Raw genomic sequence first — 22,970 nt, forward strand, 5'->3', positions numbered from 1 at the left:
CCACCGATACAGCCGCTCGAAATCGCTGCCTGCACCGCAACAGATTCCCGTCCCCTGAATCTGTCGTGCCTGTGCCCGTTTCCCTAACCTGATTGCACGCCAGCGCCTCGCCGTCACGAGGCCGCGCAACCGGGGCCACCGGGAAAAGGAATCGCGATGCGAACGCAACACATCCGGCTCGACGCCGGGCAAAGCCACTTTGCGTGGTTCGACAAGGGTAGCCAGGTGATCGTGCTGGACGGCGCACTCGCGGTCACGCTGCGTCACCGCGCGCTCGACTGGCTGCCCGACGCGCCGCAATACATACGCCGCGAACTCGACGAAGGCGAATGCCTGACGTTCGAGACGGCCGGTCACGCGGCGCTGTCGGCTGGCAACGCCGGCGCGGTCCGTACAACGGTCGTGGAACCTGCGGGCCGGAACGGCATGCGCGCGGCGTGGCGACGCATCCTGCGCCGGCTGTCCGGGCGAGTGCGCGGCGGCATTCATGTGCGCGAGCATTCCTGACATCGCGACTTGCCGCGACTTGCCGCGACTTGCCGCGTCGCACCGCGCACCTCCCCCATTGTCACTGCAACCGGCGAACGCACGCTTTGCCGGCCACCCTCACCGGAGCGTCCCCATCGCCCACCATTCGACCGCCGCAGCCTTCCCGGCATCGCGGCGGTCACCGCCTCACCGTGCGCTCCGGCGACGCTCGATCCACTCGAATACGGCCATCCCCACCAGCATCGCTGCGACGAACCCGATCCCCTTGGCCGACCCGAAGCCGATCGACACGATCGCGGGTCCCGGACAGAACCCGGCAATTCCCCAGCCGATGCCGAACACCGCACTGCCTGCGACGAGGCGCACGGTAATCGCGCGCAACGCCGGCAACTGCATCGGCAGGCCGAGCCATGACCGTGTCCGGCGCTTTGCCCACGCGAACGCGAATACCGCCACACCTGTCGCACCCGCCATCACGAACGCAAGCGACGGATCCCAATGGCCGGCCAGGTCCAGAAAGCCGAGCACCTTCTGCGGATTGGCCATGCCCGACACGATGAGGCCGACGCCGAACAGCAGCCCCGCCAGAAACGCGCATCCTGCCTGCATGTCAGCCTCCCGGCACGTGCAGCCGCACGAAGACGGTCACGAAACCCGCGACCATGAAGGTCGCCGTCGCGACCACCGAGCGCAGCGCACCGCGCGACATCCCGCATACACCGTGGCCGCTCGTGCAACCGCCCGCGTACCGCGTGCCGATCCCGACCAGCAGACCGGCCGCCAGCAATTCGAACCAGCTTGCGTCCACCTGCGGCGTCAGACCGGCTCCGGCAACGCGCATCAGGACCGGCGCGACGATCATCCCGCCGACGAACGCCATGCGCCAGTCGCGCTCCCCGCCACCCGCCGTCAGCAGGCCGCCGACGATCCCGCTGATGCCGGCAATCCGGCCGTTGAACGCGACGAGCCACGCGGCCGCGAACCCGATCAACACGCCGCCCGCCAGCGACAGCCACGGCGTGAAGTGAAGTGCGTCAATCTGCATCGCGCTTCTCCTTCGCGGCCGGGCCGCAGAACTGTTCATACAGCACGCCCATCACCGCGATCGCGGCCGGACTGTCGAGCGAATAGTGGATGGCCTTGCCCTCGCGGCGCGTACGGACCAGCGCGTTGTCCCGCAACACGCCGAGCTGCTGCGACAGTGTCGGCTGACGAATGTCGAGCCGTGCCTCGAGATCGCTGACGCAACGCTCGCCCTGCGACAGTTCGCACAGCAGCAGCAGCCGGTCGGGATTCGACAGCACCTTGAGGAGCGCGCAGGCCGATTCGGCGGCAGCGCGCATTTGATCGGGCCGGGGCGGCCCGGCGGGAAGCACGGCATTCATCGGAGCAAAAAAATCAATTAACGAATTGATATTATATCGTTTTATATAATATTGCACCCTGCCGCTCGTTCACCGGCAACCCGGCCTTGTCCCCTCCTTCGCTCAGGCCTGCTCGCCCGCGATCCCGTCGACGCCCGACGCCCGCGCCGCATCGGCGCGAACCCTCCCGAGCGCCAGCACCGCGACCGCCGCGATCACGCACGGCACCGCCACGACGGCAAACGCGGTCGACAGCGGTACGCCCATCGCGAGCATCGCACCGCCCGCCATCGATCCGACCACCGAGCCGCCGCGGCCGATCCCGTTGGCCCAGCTCACGCCGGTGGTCCGGCACTCGGTCGGATAGAACGCGGCCGACAACGCGTTCGCACCGACCTGCGAGCCCGACACGCAGAAGCCGGCGGCGAACACCGCGAGCGCGGCGCCTGACGGCGACGCGGCAAACACGCCGATCGCCGCGACGAAGATACCGGCCGCCGCATAGCTGCAGGCCAGCACGCGATGCGGATCGAAGCGGTCCATCAACCCGCCGAGGACGATCGCGCCGAACGTGCCGCCGACCTGGAACATCGCGGTCACGCGCGCGGCCGTCTGCAGCGTTGCACCGGTCGTGCGCAGCAGCGTCGGCAGCCAGCTGGACAGCAGGTAGATGACGAGCAGGCTCATGAAGAACGTCAGCCACAGCAGCAGCGTGCCGCGCAGCAGGTCGGCGCCGAACAGCCGGCCGAGCGGCGACCCGGCCGGCTTGCCGGCCGGTGCGACGAACGACGCGTGCACGAGGTGCGGATCCGGTGCGATGCGGCCGAGCATTGCCGCGATCCGCGCGGAAGGCGCGCCCTGGTTGACGAGATAGCGCACCGATTCCGGCAGCCGCCATGCCAGCACCGGCAGGAGCAGCAGCGGCGCGGCGCCGCCAACGACGAGCACCGCGCGCCAGCCGTGGTGCTCGATCAGCGACGCGGCCGCGAGCCCGCCGAGCGCGGAACCGATCGTGAAGCCGCAGAACATCGTCGTCACGAGCAGCGAACGGCGGCGCGCCGGACAGTATTCGGACGTCAGCGTGATCGCATTCGGCATCGCGCCGCCGAGCCCGAGCCCGGTCACGAAGCGCCACACGATCAGCTCGGTCAGGCCGCCGGCGCTTGCCGACGCAGCACTCGCAATGCCGAAGCACGCGACGCACGCGAGCAGCAGGCGCTTGCGGCCGAACCGGTCGCCGAACGGCCCGAACACGAGCGCGCCGGCCATCAGCCCGGCGAGCCCCGCGCCGAACACCGGGGCGAGCTGCGCGGGCGACAGGCCCCACTCCGTACGGATGACGGGTGCGATGAACCCGATCGATGCGGTATCGAATCCGTCGATCGCGACGATCAGAAAGCACAGAACGACGATCGCGGCCTGAAACGGCGCCACGCGATGCCGGTCGATCCATTCGCTGACGTCGATGGACAGCGTATCGGCCATAAGGGTGTCTCCTCCAGGAAGGCGGTCGCGCGTCGTATGTCGTTGGAATGCGCGCCGCCGGAATCGGGCTGAATGTATGCGTTATGCGACAGTCTTCAGGCAATCCTCCGCGCGCCAGCCGTGCAGCCAGTCGAGCGCGTCGTAGAACTGCGCCTGCGTGCGGCCGACCCAGAGCCCGTTGCGCACCTGCCGCTCGACGCCTTTCGCGTGATAGATCCGCCCCATTTCCCGTGCCGAATACAGCACGCGTGCGGTACGCGGAATCCGCACGCGTTCGTACCGCGCGAACGCGGCCTCGAAATCACCGTCGGTCTGCGCAACGGCCGCGCCGAGCGTCACCGCGTCCTCGAGCGCCTGGCATGCGCCCTGCGCGATGTATTGCGTCATCGGATGGGCCGCATCGCCGAGCACCGTCGCACGGCCCGCGCTCCAGCCCTCCACCGGATCGCGGTCGGCGGTCGCCCAGCGTTTCCACGACGTCGGCCGGTCGAGCATCTGTTTCGGCAGCGGATGAATGCCGTCGAAGTACGACAGCACCTCTTCCTTGCTGCCCTCGCGCACGCCCCAGGTTTCCTGCTCACGGCTGTGGAACGTGACGACGAGGTTGTACTGCTGCCCGCCGCGCAGCGGATAGTGAACCAGATGGCAATGCGGGCCGGCCCACACGACCGGTGCATTGATCTGCAGATCCTTCGGCATGTTGTCGACGTCGACCACCGCGCGATACACGACGTGGCCCGTCACGCGATGCGCATCGCCGATCAGCGCCTGACGGATCGCGGATTTCACGCCATCGCAACCGATCACCGCGTCGGCGCGATAGCGCTCGCCGTGCTGGTCGATCACGGTCACGCCGTTGCCGTCCTGCTCGAACCCGCACACCTGCGTGCTCGTCCGGAATTCGATCAGCGGGTGATCCCGGACCGCTTCGTAGATCGACAGGTGAATGTCCGCGCGATGGATCACTGCATACGGATTGCCGAACCGTTCGCGATACGCAGCCCCCGTATCGATGCGCGCGACTTCGCGTGCATCGATCGCGTCCATCAGTTGCAGCCAGTCGGTGAACACCGCGCGACCGCGTGCCGCCTCACCGACACCCAGCGCATCGAGCGCGTTGAATGCGTTCGCCGCAAGCTGGATTCCCGCGCCGATCTCGCCGATCTGCCCGGCCTGTTCGAGCAGCTTCACGCGGATACCCTGGCGCGCGAGCGCCAGCGCCGCTGCCAGCCCGCCGATACCGCCGCCGATCACGAGAACGCGCCGGCCGTTGTGGTGTGTCTCACCCATGTTTGTCTCCTGCTTTGTGTTACGCGACGTAATCCGGTTGCCGCTGCGGTTGCGCGGCCTCGAAAGCCGGCTCGTGCCGCGCGTGTTCAAACACCGCGAGGCTGCGCGGAAACGCGCTCAGGTCGCAATCCATCCGCAATGCGTTCGCGACCTGCGGCACGAGACACACGTCGGCGAGCGTCGGCGTGTCGCCGAAGCACCACGGGCCCTCGTCCGCGCGGGCCAGCAGGCGCTCGACGCCGGCCATCCCTTCCGCGATCCAGTGCCGGTACCACGCGGTCTTCTGCTGCGGCGTGACCTTCAGTTCGCTGTCGAGATAGCGCAGCACGCGCAGGTTGTTGACCGGATGGATGTCGCACGCGATCAACGTCGCCAGTTCCAGTACGCGCGCCCGGCGGCGCAGCTCGAGCGGGATCAGCCGCGGTTCCGGCCGGATCCGGTCGAGGTAATCGAGGATCGCAAGCGACTGGCCGAGGCGGAAATCGCCGTCAACCAGCGCCGGCACCGCGGCTGACGGGTTCACCTGCGCGACGTAAGCGGCGTCGCGCTGCTCGCCGGTGCGGATGTTCACGGGCAGCGTGTCGTACGGCAGCCCTTTCAGCGCGAGCGCAATGCGCACCCGGTAGGATGTCGAACTGTTGAAGAAGCTATGCAGTTGCACGATGTGACCTTTCGGGGAAACGCGTCAGACCACGCGCACGGTCAGTTCGCCGAGACGCTCGACGCCGACCTTCATCACGTCGCCCGCCACCACCGCGCCGACACCTTCGGGCGTACCCGTGAAGATCACGTCGCCCGGTTCGAGGCGGAAGAACTTCGACAGGTCGGCCACCGTCTCCGCAACCGACCAGATCAGGTGCGACACGTCGCTCTTCTGCTTCGTCGCGTCATTGACCGTCAGCCACAGGCCGCCCTGCTCGAAATGACCGACGTCGCTGGCCGGATGCACGGGCCCGATCGGCGCCGAGCGGTCGAACGCCTTGCCGATTTCCCACGGCCGGCCCATTTCGCGCATCTTCATCTGCAGGTCGCGGCGCGTCATGTCGAGGCCGACCGCATAGCCCCACACGTGCTCGAGCGCGCGCTCGAGCGGGATGTCCGAACCGCCCTTGCCGACCACCGCGACGAGTTCGGCTTCGTAGTGATAGTTCTGCGTCTGCGACGGATACGCGAGGTCGAGCGTTTCGCCGTACGCGACCGGCACGATCGAATCGGCCGGCTTGCAGAAGAAGAACGGCGGCTCGCGATCGGGATCGAAGCCCATTTCACGCGCATGAGCCGCGTAGTTGCGGCCGACGCAATAGACGCGGCGCACGGCGAATTGGGCATCGCTGCCGGCAACAGGCAGCGCCACGGGTGCTTCGGGCGGGAAAACGAAAGTCATGAACGGCTCCAGCTTAGACATGAATGAAGGGGCGCGCCGCCGCGGCAGCGCACGGAAAACGGATCGTTGAAAGCGCCGGCGTCAGTCGCGCGCTTCGCGCAGCAGATTCAGCGCGGACAGCACGGGCCGGTCGGAATAGCTGAACAGCACGCTGTCGGACGACGCCGACAGCCGCACCGGCGCCCACGACGGCGCGACGAAGATGTCGTGCGGCTCGAACGCGAATGCGCTGTCGCCGACCCATGCGGTGCCGGAGCCTTCGACGACGCAGTAGATCGTCGCGTCGGTGCTGCGGTACGTGCGGCCGTCGAAGCCGGCCGGCAGGAACTGCATGAAGGTGGCGATGGTCGGCATCGGCCAGCCGCCCGTCGCGGGGTTCACGTAGCGCAGCTTCACGCCGTCCCACGCGTCAATCTCGCCGTTCCGGTACAGCGCGTCGAGCGCCTCGCGGGTACGGGCATACGGATAGCTGAACACCGGCGACGTCGGGTCGCTCACGCGATGCCGCACCGGCACCATGTTGTGACCGAAGCGCGCGAAGCTGTCGCCTTCCGGGCGATTCACGGGCTGCACGGCTTCCGGGTAGTTCTCCGCGAAACCGGCGTCGAGATTCGCGACGAGCGGGATGTCGAGCCCGTCGAGCCACACGACCGGCTCGCCGCCCTCGTCCGCCGACGGATTGCCGTGGTCGTGCCACGCCCACGACGGCGTGATGATGAAGTCGCCCGGATGCATCGTCGTGCGCTCGCCGTTCACGGCCGTCCATGCGCCGCGCCCTTCGACGATGAACCGCAGCGCCGACTGCGTATGGCGGTGGCTCGGCGCGATCTCGCCCGGCAGGATCAGCTGCAGCCCCGCATACAGGCTCGGCGTCATGCTCGACTTGCCGGGCAGCCCCGGGTTCTCCAGCACCAGCACGCGGCGCACGGCTTCTTCCGCGCTGATCACGCTGCCGGCCTGCATCACGAGGTCGCGTATCTGCGCGTACTTCCAGATCGCGGCCTGCGCAGCCGGCTGCGGCGATTTCGGCACGAGGTTGTGCAGCGATTCCCACAGCGGCGCGAGGCGCTGCTCGGCGATCCGTGCGTAGTAGGCGGCGCGCGACGCGTCCGGATGGGTCGTCATGATGTCTCCTTGCAGGCGGCCGATCGGCGTCGGCGCCGGGTCTGTCGGGTCGGGGACCGTGCTGCGGTCCGTGAGTGGATTTATATTCGACGCAGCCATACCCGGTAAAATGATCAAATCATCTGATCCATATAATTCTGGATATACCTTCTCGAGACAAGGCATGCGATGGACTGGACCCACCGGCTGCGGCTGCGGCATCTGCAGGTACTGTTGAGCCTGGCCGGCACCGGCAACCTGAGCCAGTCGGCGCTGGCGCTCGCGACCACGCAGCCGGCGCTGTCGAAATGGCTGAAGGAGCTGGAAGAGGATGTCGGGCTGCCGCTATTCGAGCGGCATGCGCGCGGCCTGCGGCCGACGCCCTACGGCGAAGCGTTGATCGAGCACGCGCGCCGCGTCGAAGCGCAGCTCGACATCGCGCGCGACGACATGGCCGCGCTGCGCGAAGGCGGCAGCGGCCTCGTGACGATCGGCACATCGGGCGTCGCGGCGGCCGATACGGTGCCGCTCGCAGTGTCGCAACTGCTGAAGCGGATGCCGCGCGCGCAGGTGCGGCTCACCGAAAGCACGATGAACCAGCTGATGCCGCAGCTCGCACGCAGCGAACTGGATATCGTCGTCGGCCGCTCGGGCTCGACCTACGTCGATCCGCTGCTGCATGCCGAAGCGCTGTATGTCGATCCGGTCGTGTTCGTCGCGCGGCCCGGCCATGCGCTCGCCGGTGCGACGTCGGTCGGCTGGGACGACGTGCTCGCCTACCCGTGGATCGTGTGGCCGTCCGGCACGCCCGTGCACAACGCGCTGGAAGCCGCACTGAATGCCGCCGGCCGCGTGCAGCCGCCGCACTGCGTCGAATCGAATTCGTCGATCCTGAACCTCACGCTGCTGAACAACACCGACCTGCTCGGTGTCGCGTCACATCGTGCCGCGCGGCGTTTCGCGCAACTGAACGCGATCCGCATCCTGCCGATGGAGCTCGAGGGCCAGGGCGCGGTGTCGATCTACTGGCACCCCGACAGCGCGAACCGCGCGGCCGTGGCCGCGACGATCGAGTGCCTGCGCGCCTGTGCGGCGCCGCAAGTCGGCGGCTGGGAGAAAGTGAAGGTGGAGTGAATGGCGCGGCCCGGCGCGAACCGGGCCGCCTGGAGGCGCCACGTCACGCGCCGTCGCAGGATGCCGTGCCGTCGAGCATCAGCGTGCCGACCCGCGCAGGCACGAGCGGCGTACGCGGCACCGGCGGCGTCCAGCCGAACAGCGCCTGCGCGGCCGCACCGCAGACGCGGCCCTGGCACGCGCCCATCCCGCAACGCGACTGCAGCTTCGCGGCCGTCCAGCCTGGCTCCTGCACGACCGCATCGACACGCACATCCTCGCAACGGCACAGCAGCGTATCGGGCCGCGCGAGCCGGCGGACCGGCTCGCGGATCGCGAAGCGCTCGCGTACCGCGTCCGCGAACGCCTGCCAGTGCGCGCGCCGCGCGACGAGCGCAGCCAACGGCGCCGTTTGCCCGGTCGCCGCGTAACCGGCGATTTCGCCTTCGACCATCGCCAGTTCGCTGCCGCCGACGCCCGTACACTCGCCCGCCGCGAAAACCCCGTCGCGGCTCGTGCGCTGGTGCGCATCGACCGCCACCGCACCGTTGTCGATCCGGCAGCCGAGATGGCTCGGCAGCACGGTATTCGGCACGAGGCCGAAGCCGCACGCGAGCCGCTCGCAATCGACGTCGAACTCGCGATCGCCCTGACGGATCCGGACACGTTCGAGCCGCTTGTCGCCGAATGCCTCGACGACGTGCGCATCGGGCCGGTAAGCCGCCGTGACGAGCTTCGCGGCCTGCGCGAGCTTCGACGGCCAGCGCCACAACCCCGCGCCGAAGCCCGCCACGTCGCCCCATGCGGCCTGCTCGAGCACGTGCGACACGCGTGCCCCGGACTGACGGGCCGTCGCCGCGCTCGCCAGCAGCAGCGGCCCGCTGCCCGCGATCACCGTGCGCTGCCCGCGCACATCGAGGCCGTACTTGATCAACGCCTGCAAACCGCCCGCGCCGGTGACGCCGGGCAGCGTCCAGCCCGGAAACGGCAGCAGCAGTTCGCGTGCGCCGCAGCAAAGAATCAGCGTCCGGAAATCGAGCAGCAGCCCGCGCTCGTCGTCCTCGAGCAGCAGCGTGCCCGGCTGCGTTTCGGCGACGATGCGCGTCGCCGCGAGATGCGTGACGTCCGGCTGCCGCAGCACGGCGAGGCGTTCAGCGGCGACCGGTACCGGTGTGGCCGCTGCGCCTTGCCGCCAGATCTGCCCGCCCGCCCGCGGGTTGTCGTCGACGATCGCGACCGTCGCGCCGCCTTTCGCCGCGGCCCGCGCGGCCGACAGCCCGGCCGGGCCCGCGCCGACGATCGCGACGTCGACGCTCAGTCGTTCCTGTTTCATCGCGTACGCTCCACCTGCATCCCGTCACGGCACAATGTCTGGCAAGCCAGCCGGCGCCGGCCGTCGATCGTCATCCGGCATTCCTGGCAGACGCCCATTCCGCAAAACGGCGCGCGCGCCGCGCCCGTGCACGACACACGTGTCGTGTCGTCGCCGCTCGCCGCGACAGCGGCCGCGACGGTCGCGCCGTCGGCCACCGTCAGCGCGCGGCCGTCCAGATGAATGATCATGTCAGCGCTCCGGCGACGGGGGACGCGGTCAGGAAGCGTCCCGGCAAATACGGTTCGATATCGATCGGCGGCCGCTCGCCGGCCATCAGCGCGGCAATGAGCCGCGCGCTGCCCGGCGCGGTCGTCACGCCGAGCCCTTCGTGCCCGACCGCGAGCCACACGCCCGGCCGCGCCGGGTGCTCGCCGAGCAGCGGCAGGCCGTCGGGGCTCGCGGAACGGAATCCTGTCCATGAACGGATGCCGTTCAGGTCAGCCAGATCCGGCAGGTAGCCGACCGCGCGGCGCAGCATCCGCGCGAGCACGGGCGGCTCGACACGCGCATCCTCGGTGTCGAACTGGCGCGACGAACCGATCAGCAACTGGCCGGTCGGCCGCGGCTGCACGTTGAACGCGACCGACGTACCGTCGCTCGCATGCGCGCTTGCGGCATAGCCGAGTTCGACGAGCTGGTGCGACACGTGCCCCGGATAGCGGTCGGTGATCAGCAGGTGGCCCTTTTTCGGGCGCAGCGGCAGTTCGGGCAACAGTGTGCGTGCCGCGACACCATTCGCGACGACCACGCGTTCGGCGCACAGCGTGTCGCCGCTTGCAAGCACCACGCCCGGGCCGTCAACCGCGACGGCCCGGTCGCGACGCAACGTGATGCGCGGCGCGCGCTGCAGCAGCCAGTTCGCGGTGACGGGCGCGTAAAGAATCGCGTCGCCGGGAATCTTCAGCGCACCGCCGAGCCCCGCGCGCAGCATCGGCTCCAGTTGCGCGAGCGCCGTCGCGTCGATCAGTTCGCCCGCCACGCCGTGTGCGGCGAGCGTCGCCTGCTTCGCGCGTGCCAGATCCATCTCGTGCGCATCGGCCGCGAGCCACAGCGTGCCGCAGTTGCGGTACGCGCAGCCTTCGGGCATCTCGCCGCTCAACGCGCGCCACAATTCGATCGAGTAGTGACTCAGCGCGAGCTCGGCCGCGTTGTCGTCCATCGCGACGAGGTGGCCCATGCCCGCGCCGGTCGCGCCGCCGCTCGCGTCGTCGACGACCAGCACGCGCAGCCCGCGCTGCGCGAGTTCGTGCGCGCACGCCGCGCCGACGATGCCGGCGCCGATCACGACGACGTCGGTCTTCGTTTCGCTCACGACCCGATGCCCCAGCCGAACGGATCGTCTTCCTCGATCAGCAGCGTCGCTTCCGCGCTCAGGTGCGCGCTGCCGCGAATCGTCGGCACGATGCCGCCGTCGGCCTGCTCGTAGCTCGCGTGGAACACGCTGCCGATCACGCTCGCCTGCCGCCACACGGCACCCGGCGCAAGCTTGCCGTCGGCCGCAAGGCACGCGAGCTTCGCGCTGGTGCCGGTGCCGCACGGCGAACGGTCGTATGCAAGGCCCGGACACAGCACGAAGCTGCGGCTGTCGTGCTCGGGGTCGCCGGCAAACAGCTCGATGTGGTCGATCTCGCCGCCGTTCGCGCCGGTGATGCCCGCACGTTCGAGCCCTTCGCGCACGGCCGACGCGTACGCAGTGAGCGCCGCGACGTTGTCGCCGGTCACGCGCTGCCTATGGTCGCTGATCAGGAAGAACCAGTTGCCGCCCCACGCGATGTCGCCCTTCACGGGGCCGTATCCCGGCACGTCGAGCGCGACGTCCTGCGCATGACGATATGCAGGCACGTTGCGCACGCTGACCGACAGGTCGTCGTGCAGCGTCGCCTCGACGGTGCCGACGGGCGTTTCGATCCGGTGCATGCCGGGCGCGATGCGCCCCATGTGATGCAGCGTGCGCACGACACCGATCGTGCCGTGCCCGCACATCCCGAGATAGCCGCTATTGTTGAAGAAGATCACGCCGGCCGCCGCGTCGGGCGATACGGGTTCGCACAGCAGCGCGCCGACCAGCACGTCGCTGCCGCGCGGCTCGAGGATGCACGCGGTGCGGTAACGGTCGTGCTCGCGCGCGAGCACGTCGCGTCGCTCGGCCATCGTGCCGCTGCCGAGCGACGGGAAGCCGGACACGACGAGCCGAGTGGGTTCGCCGCCCGTGTGCGAATCGATGATCTGGATGCGCTTCATCATGAGCCGTCCGAAGTGGGGAAAGGAGCATAGCTTCCTCCGTCGCGCGTCCGCCCGCTTGTGGCTTTTCGATGAGGACGACGACGAAATCGGCATAGTGCAACGCGCCCGCCGCGCCCCTGCCGGCCGCTGTGCCGATTTCGTCATTTTGCTCCGCGATACGACTCAAGCGTGATGGGCATTTGCGCGGCGATACTGGTTGCCACACCGACACACCTGTCGGCCGACCGATACAAACGTAGGAGATTTCAGTGAGCCGAAACGCCATTCAGTGGACCGGGGTTTTCCCGGCCGTCAGCACCCAGTTCAAGCCGGACTTTTCCCTCGACATCGACGCCACGCACCGCGTGGTCAAGAACCTGGTGAACGACGGCGTGTCGGGCCTCGTGGTCTGCGGCACGGTCGGCGAGAACACGTCGCTGTCGACGAGCGAGAAGCTCCAGGTGATCGAGGCTGCGCGCGACGCGGCCGGCGGCAAGATTCCGGTGATCGCCGGCATCGCCGAATTCACGACCGAATTCGCGCGCAACACGGTGCGCGAAGCGCAGCGCGTCGGCGTCGACGGCGTGATGGTGATGCCCGCGCTCGTGTACTCGGCGAAGCCGCACGAAACCGCCGCGCACTTCCGCGCGGTCGCGACGAGCACCGACCTGCCGGTGATGGTCTACAACAACCCGCCGATCTACAAGAACGACGTGACGCCCGACGTGCTGATCGCACTGCAGGATTGCGAGAACATCGTCTGCTTCAAGGATTCGTCTGGCGATACGCGCCGCTTCATCGACCTGCGCAATGCGGTCGGCGATCGCTTCGTGCTGTTCGCTGGCCTCGACGACGTCGTGGTCGAGAGCATCGCGGTCGGCGCCGAAGGCTGGGTGTCGGGCATGTCGAACGCGTTCCCGAAGGAAGGCGAGACGCTGTTCCGCCTCGCGAAGCAGAAGCGCTTCGACGAAGCGCTCGCGCTGTACCGCTGGTTCATGCCGCTGCTGCACCTCGATGCACGCCCCGACCTCGTGCAGTGCATCAAGCTGTGCGAAGAACTGGTCGGCCGCGGCAGCGCGATCACGCGTCCGCCGCGCCTGGCGCTGCAGGGCGACACGCTCGCGGAAGTGAAGGCGATCGTCGCGAAGGCGCTCGAAACGCGCCCGGTACTGCCCGACGTCGGTCTCTGATCGACTCCCTTGCGGCGGCGCGCAGGCTTCCCCTGCACGCCGCCGTCTCCGGTCCGGCATGGCCTGCGGACCCGTTCGCCCCGGCGCCAGCCCGCGCCGCGCGTGAACGGCCCGAGCCCCGCCCCGGTCGTTCGAACCGGGCGACGCCGGCCGGCAGGCAAGCGCCGCTGCTCCGTCGGAGCGCGGCGCACCTCAAGCCTGTGCCGATATTCCCCCTAGGAGACAAGCCCATGCCAGGCCAAGGCAACGCTCACCCGTCTGTCCCGCTTTCCCGTTCCGCGCACCCCGACGCGGGTCACGGCAAGTTCAAGAAACAGCTGTCGCTGACCGATCTCACGTTCATCGGTCTCGGCGCCATTTTCGGTTCGGGGTGGCTGTTCGCCGCGAGTCACGTGTCGACGATCGCGGGCCCGGCCGGCATCTTCTCGTGGCTGCTCGGCGGCTTCGCGGTGCTGCTGCTCGGCATCGTCTATTGCGAACTCGGCGCCGCGCTGCCGCGCGCCGGTGGCGTCGTGCGCTACCCGGTGTTCTCGCACGGCCCGCTGCTCGGCTACCTGATGGGCTTCATCACGCTGATCGCCTTTTCGAGCCTGATCGCGATCGAAGTCGTCGCCGCGCGCCAGTATGCGGCCGCATGGTTTCCGGGCCTGACGGCCGAAGGATCGAGCGACCCGACCACGCTCGGCTGGCTCGTGCAGGCCGCGCTGCTCTGCTTCTTCTTTTACCTGAACTATTCGAGCGTGAAGACGTTCGCAAAAGCGAACAACATCATCAGCATCTTCAAGTTCATCGTACCGCTCGCGGTGATCGGCGTGCTGTTCACGTTCTTCAAGCCCGCGAACCTGACCGTGCACGGCTTCGCGCCGTTCGGCATGCCGGGCATCGAAATGGCCGTGTCCGCCGGCGGCATCATCTTCGCGTACCTCGGGCTCACGCCGATCGTGTCGGTCGCGAGCGAGGTGCGCAATCCGCAACGCACGATCCCGATCGCGCTGATCCTGTCGATCCTGCTGTCGACGCTGATCTACGTGCTGCTGCAGCTCGCGTTCATCGGCAGCATCCCGACCGCGATGCTCGCCGCCGGCTGGCACGACGTGAGCAAGGCGTTCTCGCTGCCGTACCGCGACATCGCGCTCGCGCTCGGCGTCGGCTGGCTCGCGGTGATGGTCGTCGCCGACGCGATGATCTCGCCGAGCGGCTGCGGCAACATCTACATGAACGCGACGCCGCGCGTCATCTACGGCTGGGCGAAGACGGGCACGTTCTTCAAGGTGTTCACGCGCGTCGACGAAGCGTCGGGCATCCCGCGCGCGGGCCTGTGGCTCACGTTCGGCCTCGCGATCTTCTGGACGCTGCCGTTCCCGTCGTGGGAAGCGCTGATCAACATCGTGTCGGCCGCGCTCGTGTTGAGCTATGCCGTCGCGCCGGTGTCGGTCGCCGCGCTGCGCCGCACCGCGCCCGACCTGCCGCGGCCGTTCCGCGCGAGCGCGTTCGGCATCACCGGCCCCGCGTCGTTCGTGATCGCCGCGCTGATCGTCTACTGGTCGGGCTGGAGCACGGTGTCCTGGCTGCTCGGCCTGCAGATCGCGATGTTCGTCATCTATCTCGCGTGCCGCCGCTGGGTGCCGACCGCGCACCTGAGCCTCGCCGAACAGGTGCGCTCGTCGGCGTGGCTGATCGCGTTCTATGCCGCGATGATCGTGCTGTCGTATCTCGGCGGCTTCGGCGGCACGGGCCGGCTTGCGCATCCGTACGACACGGGCGTCGTCGCGGCCGTCGCGCTCGTCATCTACTACTGGGGCGCCAACACCGGCGTGCGCGCCGACAAGCTGCAGCTCGACGACGACGAGGACTGACGCGCCCGCGCCCTTTTCCCCTTTCCATCGGCCGGGCGCACCACGCCCGGCCCCTGCTTTTTCCGAGGCACACCATGCAACTCACAGGTCAGCTCCTGATCGGCCAGTCGGCCGTCGCCGGACAGAACGGCACCCTCCATGCGATCGCCGCCGCAACCGGCGAACCGCTCGAACCCGCTTTCGGCGGCGCAAGCCTGCATGACCTCGAGACGGCCTGCGCGCTCGCCGACGACGCGTTCGACCGCTATCGCGAAACGTCGCTCGAAGCCCGCGCCGCGTTTCTCGATGCGATCGGCCGCCACATCATGGCGCTCGGCGACGACCTGATCGAGCGCTGCGTCATCGAAACGGGGCTGCCGCGCGCACGCGTCGAAGGCGAGCGCGGCCGCACGGTCGGCCAGCTCGCGCTGTTCGCGGCGCTCGTGCGCGACGGCGGCTTTCTCGACGCGCGGATCGATCCGGCGCGCCCCGAACACAAGCCGCTGCCGCGCGTCGACCTGCGGCTGCGCAACGTCGCGGTCGGGCCCGTCGCCGTGTTCGGCGCGTCGAACTTCCCGCTCGCGTTCTCGGTCGCCGGCGGCGATACGGCGTCGGCGCTGGCGGCCGGCTGCCCGGTGATCGTCAAGGCGCACTCCGCGCATCCGGGCACGTCGGAACTCGTCGGCCGCGCGATCCAGCAGGCCGCGCGCGAATGCGGCATGCCGGCCGGCGTGTTCTCGTTGCTGTTCGACGCATCGCGCGAGATCGGCCAGGCACTCGTCGCCGATCCGCGCATCAAGGCCGTCGGCTTCACCGGCTCGCGGCGCGGCGGCGTCGCGCTGATGCACATCGCGGCCGCGCGCCCCGAGCCGGTTCCGGTCTATGCGGAAATGAGCTCGATCAATCCCGTGCTGCTGTGCCCCGCCGCGCTCGACGCGCGCCACGACGCGATCGCGCCGCAGTTCGTCGCATCGCTCACGCTCGGCGCCGGCCAGTTCTGCACGAACCCCGGCCTGGTGCTCGCCGTCGACGGCCCGGCGCTGCGCGCATTCGAAGCCGCGGCGGCCGTTGCCGTGCGCGCGGCGGCCGCGCAGACGATGCTGACGCCGCATATCCACGCGAGCTATGCGCAAGGCGTCGCGGCGCTGCGCAATCACGATGCGGTCGAGCCACTGGCGGAAGGTGCCGAAGGCGGCCGTCTGCAGGCCCGCGCAGCGCTGTTCGCGACGTCCGCCGACGCGTTCGTCGCGCGCCCCGAACTGCGCGACGAAGTGTTCGGCCCCGCGTCGCTGATCGTCCGCTGCCCGGATGCCGACACGCTGCATCGCGTGCTGAAGTCGCTCGAAGGCCAGCTGACGATCGCCGCGCACCTCGCCGACGGCGACTCGGCGCTGTTCGCCGCGCTGCGCCCGACGCTCGAGCGCAAGGCCGGCCGCATTCTCGTCAACGGCTTCGGCACGGGCGTCGAGGTCGGTCATGCGATGGTGCACGGCGGCCCGTTCCCGGCGACGTCCGACACGCGCACGACATCCGTCGGCGCACGCGCGATCGAGCGCTTCCTGCGCCCCGTGTCGTACCAGGACCTGCCGGACGCGCTGCTGCCGGACGCGATCCGCAGCGGCAATCCGCTAAACGTGCCGCAACGCATCGACGGCGTGCCCGCGCCGCGCGAGGTGAATCATGGCTGAGCAAACCGCCGAAGTCGTCCTGTCGCTCGATGAAGTCCATGCGCTCGCGCTGCGCGTGCTGACGCACCACGGGATGTCCGACGCGCATGCGCGGGCCATCGCCAACGTCATCACCCAAGGCCAGCGCGACGAATGCCATTCGCACGGCGTGTACCGGCTGCTCGTCTGCGTGCGGTCGCTGAAGAAGGGCAAGGTCGATCCGCAAGCGGTGCCGACGCTGCGCCGGCTGTCGTCGTCGATCGTCTCGGTCGACGCGCATCGCGGCTTCTCGCTGCTGAGCTTCGAGACCGGGCTGCCCGTACTCGTCGAGATGGCGAAGCAGCACGGCATCGCTGCGATGACGATCAATCACTGCTACCACTTCTCCGCGTTGTGGCCCGAGGTCGAGGCAATCGCGGCCGAAGGGCTGGTCGGCATCGCGATGAACCCGAGCCATAGCTGGGTCGCACCGGAAGGCGGCCGCGAACCCGTGTTCGGCACGAACCCGATCGCATTCGCATGGCCGCGCCCGGGCGGCACGCCGTTCGTGTTCGATTTCGCGACGAGCGCGATCGCGCGCGGCGACATCGAGCTGCACGCGAAGCAAGGCAAGGCGATTCCGTCGCACTGGGCGATCGACGCCGACGGCCAGCCGACCACCGACCCGAAGGCCGCGCTGCAGGGCGCGATGCGCACGTTCGGCGGCCACAAGGGCTCGGCGCTCGCGGCGATGGTCGAACTGCTCGGCGGCGCGCTGATCGGCGACATGACGAGCCGGGAATCGATGGACTTCGACGAAGGCGTCGGCGCAACGCCGTGCCACGGCGAGCTCGTGATCGCGTTCGACCCGAAGGTGTTCCTCGGCGACGATCTCGACGCAGGGCTCCAGCGCGGCGAACGGATGTTCGAATCGATCGTCGCGCAGGGTGCGCGGCTGCCGTCGCAACGGCGCTTCGACGCCCGCGCGCGCAGCATCGCGAACGGCGTGCGGATTCCGCAGGCGCTGTACGACGAGATCCTGACGCTGCTCGACTGACGCGGGGCACCGGGGGCCGCGCGCGCTCGTCATCGTCAGGAAGGCGCCTCGGCCGCCTCCCGAACCGGCCAGGCGGGCAGCCCGCAGCCCCCGTTCGTCACGCCGCCCGGCCCACCCCGGCCCCGTGAGCGCCACGCCCGCGGCGGCTGTGGGATAATCGCCGGGTTTGCCCAGGGCGCAGCTCAAGAGGTTGTTCGCACGGGCGCGAGAGAGGCCTTTATTCCCGTGCCTCCACCCTTTTCCCGCGATATTTCTTCAGCAACCACCATGCCCACTTACCGTTCCAAAACCTCCACCGCCGGCCGCAACATGGCAGGTGCGCGCTCGCTGTGGCGCGCCACCGGCATGAAAGACGACGATTTCTCGAAGCCGATCATCGCGGTCGTCAACTCGTTCACGCAGTTCGTGCCCGGGCACGTGCACCTGAAGGATCTCGGCCAGCTCGTCGCGCGCGAGATCGAAGCCGCCGGCGGCGTCGCGAAGGAATTCAACACGATCGCGGTCGACGACGGCATCGCGATGGGTCACGACGGCATGCTGTATTCGCTGCCGAGCCGCGACATCATCGCCGACTCGGTCGAATACATGGTGAACGCGCATTGCGCGGACGCGATGGTGTGCATCTCGAACTGCGACAAGATCACGCCGGGGATGCTGATGGCCGCGATGCGCCTCAACATTCCGGTGATCTTCGTGTCGGGCGGCCCGATGGAAGCCGGCAAGACGCGCCTCGCGAACCCGGTCACCAAGACCGTCGAACTGAAGAAGCTCGACCTCGTCGACGCGATGGTGATCGCGGTCGACCCGTCGTATTCGGACGCCGAAGTCGCCGAAGTCGAACGCTCGGCCTGCCCGACCTGCGGTTCGTGCTCGGGCATGTTCACCGCGAACTCGATGAACTGCCTGACCGAAGCGCTCGGCCTGTCGCTGCCCGGCAACGGCACGGTGGTCGCCACGCACGCCGATCGCGAACAGCTGTTCAAGCGCGCCGGCCGTCGCATCGTCGAACTGACGCGCCAGCACTACGAGCAGGACGACGAACGCGTGCTGCCGCGCTCGGTCGGCTTCGCCGCGTTCGAGAACGCGATGACGCTCGACATCGCGATGGGCGGGTCGACCAACACGATCCTGCACCTGCTCGCGATCGCACAGGAAGCCGGCATCGACTTCACGATGAAGGACATCGACCGCCTGTCGCGCACCGTGCCGCAGCTGTGCAAGGTCGCACCGAACACGAACAAGTACCACATCGAGGACGTGCACCGCGCAGGCGGCATCATGGCGATCCTCGGCGAGCTCGACCGCGCCGGGAAGCTGCACACCGATGCACCGACCGTGCACGCACCGACGCTGAAAGATGCGCTCGACCAGTGGGACATCGTGCGCACCCAGGACGACGCGGTCCGCACGTTCTACCTCGCCGGCCCGGCCGGCATCCCGACGCAGGTCGCATTCAGCCAGAACACGCGCTGGCCGAGCCTCGACCTCGACCGCGCCGAAGGCTGCATCCGTTCGTACGAGCATGCGTTCTCGAAGGAAGGCGGCCTCGCCGTGCTGACGGGCAACATCGCGCTCGACGGTTGCGTGGTGAAGACGGCCGGCGTCGACGAAAGCATCCTCGTGTTCGAGGGCGCGGCTCACGTGACCGAATCGCAGGACGAAGCGGTCGAGAACATCCTGAACGACAAGGTCAAGGCCGGCGACGTGGTGATCGTGCGCTACGAAGGCCCGAAGGGCGGCCCGGGCATGCAGGAAATGCTCTACCCGACCAGCTACATCAAGTCGAAGGGGCTCGGCAAGGCCTGCGCGCTGCTGACGGACGGCCGTTTCTCGGGCGGCACGTCGGGCCTGTCGATCGGCCACTGCTCGCCGGAAGCGGCAGCAGGCGGCGCGATCGGCCTCGTGCGCAACGGCGACAAGATCCGCATCGACATCCCGAACCGCACGATCGACGTGCTGGTGTCGGACGAGGAACTGGCGCGCCGCCGCGAAGAGCAGAATGCGAAGGGCTGGAAGCCGGCGCAGCCGCGTCCGCGCAAGGTATCCGCGGCACTGAAGGCGTACGCGAAACTGGTCATGTCGGCCGACAAGGGCGCCGTGCGCGACTTGTCGCTGCTCGACGACTGACGCAGCGGGCGACCGGCGACGGCCGGAAGGAGGCTACGCAGCCGACCGCTCGCCCGAATCGAAAACCGCTCTCCGGAGCGGTTTTTTTTCGTCCGGTGCCCGGATAGATCCAGGCACCGGCGACATCAATGGCGGAAATCCTCGGGGCCACCGCCTCCACCGCCGCCCCCGCCGCCGCCGTGGTTACCGCCACCGTTTCCGCCGCCTTGCGGCCGCGCATAACCGCCGCCGCCGCCACCGCCACCACCGCCACCACCGCCCTGACGCACCGGCGGCATCGTGCGGACCTCGCCGCCCGGTGCGGGCGGCGGGCGCAACACGGCCGGCGGCGGGCCGGCAGGACGCGCATTGCCCGCCCCGCCCGGCATCGGCGCAGGCGCCGGTGCTGCCGGCGGCGGTGTGCGGATCGCACCGTTCCAGCCGCCGCGTGCAGCCGATGGCCGCGCGTCATGCACGGGCGGCGGGCCGCCCGGCGCAACCTGCATCGGCCCTCCCGGTTGCGGCCGGCCTTGCCCCGGCGGCCTGCCCCCGGGGCCGAGCCTCGGTTCCGGACGATTCGCCCAGCGATCGCGGTCGTGATACCACGGGCGGTGCCGGTAATAGCGATCCCAGTACGCGGCGATCGCGAATCCCGTCACCGGGACCCCGATGATCGCGCCGTATTCGAGCAACGGCACGTAGTTGCCCTGATACGGATACTCGAGCAACTGCGCATCGATCCAGCCGCGCACGCCCGGCAGCGCGACGTCGCACCACGAGTAGTCGCTCAGGCAGCCGAATACGTCCAGCGCGGTGTCGGGCGGGATCTGCGCGACCACCGGATAATCGGGCGCCGGCCCCGCAAACAGCTCGGCCGGCGAGTTCGTGTAAGCGCTGCTCTGCGCATCGGCGATGCCCGGCGCGGCCGCAAGGCCGGCCAGGACGACGCACAGACTTCGGACAATCGTGTTCCTCATGATGCTCTCCCGCGCGGTGCCGCCGCGCGCCGGTCAATCTCGATCAGTGCCGATGGCCGCCGCCCCAGTGGCCGCCGCCCCAATGCCCGCCGCCCCACGGGCGATGCCAGTACCCGCCGCGCCCGCCCCAGTATCCGCCGCCCCAGCGGCCCCAGAAGCCGATCGTGACGGGCGGCCCGTACCAGCCCGAGTAATACGCGGGGTAGTAGTACGGATACGGCGGCGGCACATAGGCCGGTGCGACATACACGGGCGCCTGCGCATCGACGTAGTCTGGCGTGACAGGCACCGTGGAAGGGGCCGGACCGGGCGTCGCCGGTGCGGCCGGGATTTCACGCTGCGTCACCGTGGCGGGCACCGGCGCGTAATAAGGCGCATAGCCGTACGGACTCGAGTAGTAGCAGCCGCCCAGCGTCAGGGCGGCCAGCGCGATGACGGCGGGTCTCGCGGCGGGAATCGGGTTCATCTGTTGCTCCGGCAGAATCCGCGCGCCGCCGCCGGGCGCGCGCCTGACTCTAGCTTACGTCCCCTGCAGATTTCCGCGCGTATGATCGGTTACTTTTTGTTTCCTGCCCCGGACGGCCGCGCAGGCACGCCGCGTGCTGGCCCGTCCACCGCGCCGGCGTTGAAGTTGGCGCAAATGCCCTCAACTTGAACGATGTCAGGCTGACCGGCGCGGACGAGCGTTCGCGAGCAACCGGCAACCGCAAACCGGCGAGCTTCGGCCCGCCCAGACAGGAACGCGGCTCGCGCCGCCATCGACATGACTACGCCACGCCCCACTCCCCGGGCGGACACACCGCTCGATCCGATCATCCAGTTGCTGGCGCTCGCCGGCGAGCAGGGTTATCTGACGCACGCCGATCTCGTCGACGCGCTGCCGCCGGAAAGCGACAGCCCCGACGCGCTCGACGTCGTGCGCGCCGCGCTTGCCGACATCGGCATCGCCGTGCTCGACGAGCCGGCCGCGCCCGCGCCGTTCGCCGGCGCGGCGCCGGTCGACGTCGATCGCGACGCGCTCGACGAAGGCCGCGCGATGCTCGGCGACCTGACACGCGGCACGGCCGCGTCGACCGATCCGCTCGCGCTCTACATGCGGCGCATGCAGGCCGTGCCGCTGCTCACGCGCGAAGGCGAAATCGTGCTCGCCCGAGAGATCGAGACGGGCCGCCACCAGATGCTGCACGCGATTGCCGGCTATCCGGCGGCAGTCGATGCGCTGCTGGTGCGTCACGGCGCGACGGGGGCGACCGGTGCAACCGCCACGGCCGACGACGACGCTGCCGATACGCCCGCCCCTGCCCGCTACGACGCGCTGCAGGCCGCTGTCCCGGCGTTGCGCGACGCGTTGCAGGCGCATGGCTTCCGTTCGGACGACTACCGCGACGCGCGCAACCGCGTGGCCACCCTGCTCGGTTCGCTTGCGTGGGTGGCACCGGCCGTCGACGATGCCGGCCGCGTCGTGCGTACGCTCGCAACCGCGCCGCATGGCGACGCAACAGGCGAAGCCGCCCGCTTCGACGCGGTCGCTCGGCGGGCCCTCGCGGCGGCGCTGAACGACGGCCAGCAGAAAGTGCGCGATGCGACGCGCGCGATGCTCGAGGCGAACCTGCGGCTCGTGCTGTCGATCGCGCGCAAGTACATGAACCGCGGCGTCGACCTGTCCGACCTCGTGCAGGATGGCTCCCTCGGCCTGATGCGTGCGATCGAGAAGTTCGAATACCGGCGCGGGTTCAAGTTCTCGACCTACGCGACCTGGTGGATTCGTCAGGCGATCACGCGCGCGGTCGCCGATCGTTCCCGCACGATCCGCGTGCCCGTGCACGTCGGCGACCAGTACCAGCGCGTGCAGCGGCATGCGCTGCGCTTTCGCCAGCGTACGGGCCGCCGGGCGACGCCGGCCGAACTCGCGGCCGAAACCGGCCTCGACGAGGACAAGCTGCGCGCGGTGCTCGCGCTGCCCGCCGAGCCGCTCTCGCTCGATACGCCGCTGCCCGACGCGGACACCGGCCTCGTGGAGCTGATCGAGGACCAGACGTCGGCCAGCCCGTTCGAGCAACTGGCCGACACCCGCATGCGCGAATGCGTGCGCTCGCTGCTCCGGTCGGTCACGCCGGCCGAAGCCGACGTGCTGCGCCGGCGGTTCGGCCTTGGCGGCACCGAACCCGATACCTACGACGCGATCGCGCAGGACGCGGGGATGTCGCGGGAACGCGTGCGGCAGATCGAGAAACGGGCGCTCGCCGCGCTGCGCACGGCCGCCGAGGCCGAAAACGCGCAGTCGTTCCTCGACGCGTAACCGCGCCACGCGACGCACGGCCGTGCCGCTTCA

The 22,970-nt window shown here is 69.3% G+C and carries 22 protein-coding genes; 8 read left to right on the forward strand and 14 right to left on the reverse strand.

All coding sequences use genetic code 11. From position 1 onward, the window contains the following. Positions 1-156: 156 nt before the first annotated feature. Complete coding sequence (locus BLA15945_RS06770; protein WP_174991861.1) at positions 157-507, forward strand: hypothetical protein; 351 nt, start codon at positions 157-159, stop codon at positions 505-507. Between the two features lie 168 nt (positions 508-675). Here BLA15945_RS06770 and BLA15945_RS06775 read toward each other — a convergent pair whose 3' ends face one another. The 8 genes from BLA15945_RS06775 to gtdA form a co-directional block, all read right to left on the reverse strand. Next, positions 676-1,098 (reverse strand): DUF6691 family protein, encoded by a 423-nt coding sequence (locus BLA15945_RS06775; protein WP_174991862.1) that lies wholly within the window; start codon positions 1,096-1,098, stop codon positions 676-678. A gap of 1 nt (position 1,099) precedes the next feature. After that, the gene (locus BLA15945_RS06780) at positions 1,100-1,534 is read right to left on the reverse strand and encodes a YeeE/YedE family protein (protein WP_174991863.1); all 435 of its coding nucleotides are present in this window, start codon (positions 1,532-1,534) and stop codon (positions 1,100-1,102) included. Next, complete coding sequence (locus BLA15945_RS06785) at positions 1,524-1,874, reverse strand: ArsR/SmtB family transcription factor (protein ID WP_174991864.1); 351 nt, start codon at positions 1,872-1,874, stop codon at positions 1,524-1,526. The genes BLA15945_RS06780 and BLA15945_RS06785 overlap by 11 nt, the downstream gene beginning before the upstream one ends. 102 nt (positions 1,875-1,976) lie before the next feature. After that, a complete protein-coding gene (locus BLA15945_RS06790; protein WP_174991865.1) occupies positions 1,977-3,338 on the reverse strand; it encodes an MFS transporter in 1,362 nt (453 codons plus the stop codon). Positions 3,339-3,419: 81 nt separating this feature from the next. Then, positions 3,420-4,628: a 3-hydroxybenzoate 6-monooxygenase gene (locus tag BLA15945_RS06795; RefSeq protein ID WP_174991866.1), complete on the reverse strand. Its 1,209-nt coding sequence runs from the start codon at positions 4,626-4,628 to the stop codon at positions 3,420-3,422. Positions 4,629-4,647: 19 nt separating this feature from the next. Further along, the gene (maiA, locus tag BLA15945_RS06800; RefSeq protein WP_059237032.1) at positions 4,648-5,289 is read right to left on the reverse strand and encodes a maleylacetoacetate isomerase; all 642 of its coding nucleotides are present in this window, start codon (positions 5,287-5,289) and stop codon (positions 4,648-4,650) included. Positions 5,290-5,313: 24 nt separating this feature from the next. Then, on the reverse strand, positions 5,314-6,012 hold the full coding sequence (locus tag BLA15945_RS06805; protein ID WP_174991867.1) for a fumarylacetoacetate hydrolase family protein: 699 nt from the start codon (positions 6,010-6,012) through the stop codon (positions 5,314-5,316). A gap of 81 nt (positions 6,013-6,093) precedes the next feature. Then, positions 6,094-7,137 carry a gentisate 1,2-dioxygenase gene (gtdA, locus tag BLA15945_RS06810; RefSeq protein ID WP_059237034.1) on the reverse strand — a complete coding sequence of 348 codons (1,044 nt, stop codon included), beginning with the start codon at positions 7,135-7,137 and terminating at the stop codon, positions 6,094-6,096. 168 nt (positions 7,138-7,305) lie between these two features. Here gtdA and BLA15945_RS06815 point away from each other — a divergent pair, with 168 nt between their 5' ends. Further along, positions 7,306-8,250, forward strand: a complete 945-nt coding sequence (locus BLA15945_RS06815; RefSeq protein ID WP_174991868.1) for a LysR family transcriptional regulator — start codon at positions 7,306-7,308, stop codon at positions 8,248-8,250. Positions 8,251-8,293: 43 nt separating this feature from the next. Here BLA15945_RS06815 and BLA15945_RS06820 read toward each other — a convergent pair whose 3' ends face one another. From BLA15945_RS06820 to BLA15945_RS06835, 4 genes are read right to left on the reverse strand one after another with little or no spacing between them, the layout of a single operon-like run. Beyond that, positions 8,294-9,562, reverse strand: a complete 1,269-nt coding sequence (locus BLA15945_RS06820; RefSeq protein WP_059237036.1) for an NAD(P)/FAD-dependent oxidoreductase — start codon at positions 9,560-9,562, stop codon at positions 8,294-8,296. Further along, positions 9,559-9,792 (reverse strand): 2Fe-2S iron-sulfur cluster-binding protein, encoded by a 234-nt coding sequence (locus BLA15945_RS06825; protein ID WP_011355492.1) that lies wholly within the window; start codon positions 9,790-9,792, stop codon positions 9,559-9,561. The genes BLA15945_RS06820 and BLA15945_RS06825 overlap by 4 nt, the downstream gene beginning before the upstream one ends. Then, on the reverse strand, positions 9,789-10,916 hold the full coding sequence (locus BLA15945_RS06830; protein ID WP_174991869.1) for an NAD(P)/FAD-dependent oxidoreductase: 1,128 nt from the start codon (positions 10,914-10,916) through the stop codon (positions 9,789-9,791). Before BLA15945_RS06830 ends, BLA15945_RS06825 begins: the two co-directional genes overlap by 4 nt. Then, the gene (locus BLA15945_RS06835; RefSeq protein ID WP_174991945.1) at positions 10,913-11,845 is read right to left on the reverse strand and encodes a 4-hydroxyproline epimerase; all 933 of its coding nucleotides are present in this window, start codon (positions 11,843-11,845) and stop codon (positions 10,913-10,915) included. The genes BLA15945_RS06830 and BLA15945_RS06835 overlap by 4 nt, the downstream gene beginning before the upstream one ends. Positions 11,846-12,096: 251 nt before the next feature. On the opposite strand from BLA15945_RS06835, the gene BLA15945_RS06840 reads away from it, so the two are divergent. The 5 genes from BLA15945_RS06840 (at position 12,097) to ilvD (ending at position 19,682) form a co-directional block, all read left to right on the forward strand. Continuing rightward, a complete protein-coding gene (locus BLA15945_RS06840; protein WP_059237038.1) occupies positions 12,097-13,017 on the forward strand; it encodes a dihydrodipicolinate synthase family protein in 921 nt (306 codons plus the stop codon). A 230-nt stretch (positions 13,018-13,247) separates the two neighbouring features. Continuing rightward, positions 13,248-14,873 carry an APC family permease gene (locus BLA15945_RS06845; protein ID WP_059237039.1) on the forward strand — a complete coding sequence of 542 codons (1,626 nt, stop codon included), beginning with the start codon at positions 13,248-13,250 and terminating at the stop codon, positions 14,871-14,873. Between the two features lie 74 nt (positions 14,874-14,947). After that, positions 14,948-16,540 (forward strand): aldehyde dehydrogenase (NADP(+)), encoded by a 1,593-nt coding sequence (locus BLA15945_RS06850; RefSeq protein WP_174991870.1) that lies wholly within the window; start codon positions 14,948-14,950, stop codon positions 16,538-16,540. Beyond that, entirely contained in the window at positions 16,533-17,555 is a 1,023-nt protein-coding gene (locus tag BLA15945_RS06855) for an Ldh family oxidoreductase (RefSeq protein WP_059237041.1), read from the forward strand. Before BLA15945_RS06850 ends, BLA15945_RS06855 begins: the two co-directional genes overlap by 8 nt. 267 nt (positions 17,556-17,822) lie before the next feature. Continuing rightward, positions 17,823-19,682 carry a dihydroxy-acid dehydratase gene (ilvD, locus tag BLA15945_RS06860; protein WP_174991871.1) on the forward strand — a complete coding sequence of 620 codons (1,860 nt, stop codon included), beginning with the start codon at positions 17,823-17,825 and terminating at the stop codon, positions 19,680-19,682. A 125-nt stretch (positions 19,683-19,807) separates the two neighbouring features. Here the strand turns inward: ilvD and BLA15945_RS06865 are convergent, their stop codons facing one another. After that, the gene (locus BLA15945_RS06865) at positions 19,808-20,638 is read right to left on the reverse strand and encodes an SH3 domain-containing protein (RefSeq protein WP_174991872.1); all 831 of its coding nucleotides are present in this window, start codon (positions 20,636-20,638) and stop codon (positions 19,808-19,810) included. Positions 20,639-20,681: 43 nt separating this feature from the next. Further along, a complete protein-coding gene (locus tag BLA15945_RS06870; RefSeq protein ID WP_059237044.1) occupies positions 20,682-21,104 on the reverse strand; it encodes a hypothetical protein in 423 nt (140 codons plus the stop codon). A 297-nt stretch (positions 21,105-21,401) separates the two neighbouring features. Between BLA15945_RS06870 and BLA15945_RS06875 the strand changes: the two genes are divergently transcribed. Beyond that, positions 21,402-22,937: a sigma-70 family RNA polymerase sigma factor gene (locus BLA15945_RS06875; RefSeq protein ID WP_174991873.1), complete on the forward strand. Its 1,536-nt coding sequence runs from the start codon at positions 21,402-21,404 to the stop codon at positions 22,935-22,937. The last annotated feature ends 33 nt before the right edge of the window (positions 22,938-22,970 follow it).

Source organism: Burkholderia arboris (assembly GCF_902499125.1).
Classification (GTDB): Bacteria; Pseudomonadota; Gammaproteobacteria; order Burkholderiales; family Burkholderiaceae; genus Burkholderia; species Burkholderia arboris.

Excerpts from the sequence above, each read along its gene's own strand:
- BLA15945_RS06770 (WP_174991861.1), top strand. The coding sequence starts at position 157 with ATGCGAACGCAACACATCCGGCTCGACGCCGGGCAAAGCCACTTTGCG.
- BLA15945_RS06775 (WP_174991862.1), bottom strand. The coding sequence starts at position 1,098 with ATGCAGGCAGGATGCGCGTTTCTGGCGGGGCTGCTGTTCGGCGTCGGC.
- BLA15945_RS06780 (WP_174991863.1), bottom strand. The coding sequence starts at position 1,534 with ATGCAGATTGACGCACTTCACTTCACGCCGTGGCTGTCGCTGGCGGGC.
- BLA15945_RS06785 (WP_174991864.1), bottom strand. The coding sequence starts at position 1,874 with ATGAATGCCGTGCTTCCCGCCGGGCCGCCCCGGCCCGATCAAATGCGC.
- BLA15945_RS06790 (WP_174991865.1), bottom strand. The coding sequence starts at position 3,338 with ATGGCCGATACGCTGTCCATCGACGTCAGCGAATGGATCGACCGGCAT.
- BLA15945_RS06795 (WP_174991866.1), bottom strand. The coding sequence starts at position 4,628 with ATGGGTGAGACACACCACAACGGCCGGCGCGTTCTCGTGATCGGCGGC.
- BLA15945_RS06805 (WP_174991867.1), bottom strand. The coding sequence starts at position 6,012 with ATGACTTTCGTTTTCCCGCCCGAAGCACCCGTGGCGCTGCCTGTTGCC.
- gtdA (WP_059237034.1), bottom strand. The coding sequence starts at position 7,137 with ATGACGACCCATCCGGACGCGTCGCGCGCCGCCTACTACGCACGGATC.
- BLA15945_RS06815 (WP_174991868.1), top strand. The coding sequence starts at position 7,306 with ATGGACTGGACCCACCGGCTGCGGCTGCGGCATCTGCAGGTACTGTTG.
- BLA15945_RS06820 (WP_059237036.1), bottom strand. The coding sequence starts at position 9,562 with ATGAAACAGGAACGACTGAGCGTCGACGTCGCGATCGTCGGCGCGGGC.
- BLA15945_RS06825 (WP_011355492.1), bottom strand. The coding sequence starts at position 9,792 with ATGATCATTCATCTGGACGGCCGCGCGCTGACGGTGGCCGACGGCGCG.
- BLA15945_RS06835 (WP_174991945.1), bottom strand. The coding sequence starts at position 11,845 with ATGAAGCGCATCCAGATCATCGATTCGCACACGGGCGGCGAACCCACT.
- BLA15945_RS06845 (WP_059237039.1), top strand. The coding sequence starts at position 13,248 with ATGCCAGGCCAAGGCAACGCTCACCCGTCTGTCCCGCTTTCCCGTTCC.
- BLA15945_RS06850 (WP_174991870.1), top strand. The coding sequence starts at position 14,948 with ATGCAACTCACAGGTCAGCTCCTGATCGGCCAGTCGGCCGTCGCCGGA.
- BLA15945_RS06855 (WP_059237041.1), top strand. The coding sequence starts at position 16,533 with ATGGCTGAGCAAACCGCCGAAGTCGTCCTGTCGCTCGATGAAGTCCAT.
- ilvD (WP_174991871.1), top strand. The coding sequence starts at position 17,823 with ATGCCCACTTACCGTTCCAAAACCTCCACCGCCGGCCGCAACATGGCA.
- BLA15945_RS06865 (WP_174991872.1), bottom strand. The coding sequence starts at position 20,638 with ATGAGGAACACGATTGTCCGAAGTCTGTGCGTCGTCCTGGCCGGCCTT.
- BLA15945_RS06870 (WP_059237044.1), bottom strand. The coding sequence starts at position 21,104 with ATGAACCCGATTCCCGCCGCGAGACCCGCCGTCATCGCGCTGGCCGCC.
- BLA15945_RS06875 (WP_174991873.1), top strand. The coding sequence starts at position 21,402 with ATGACTACGCCACGCCCCACTCCCCGGGCGGACACACCGCTCGATCCG.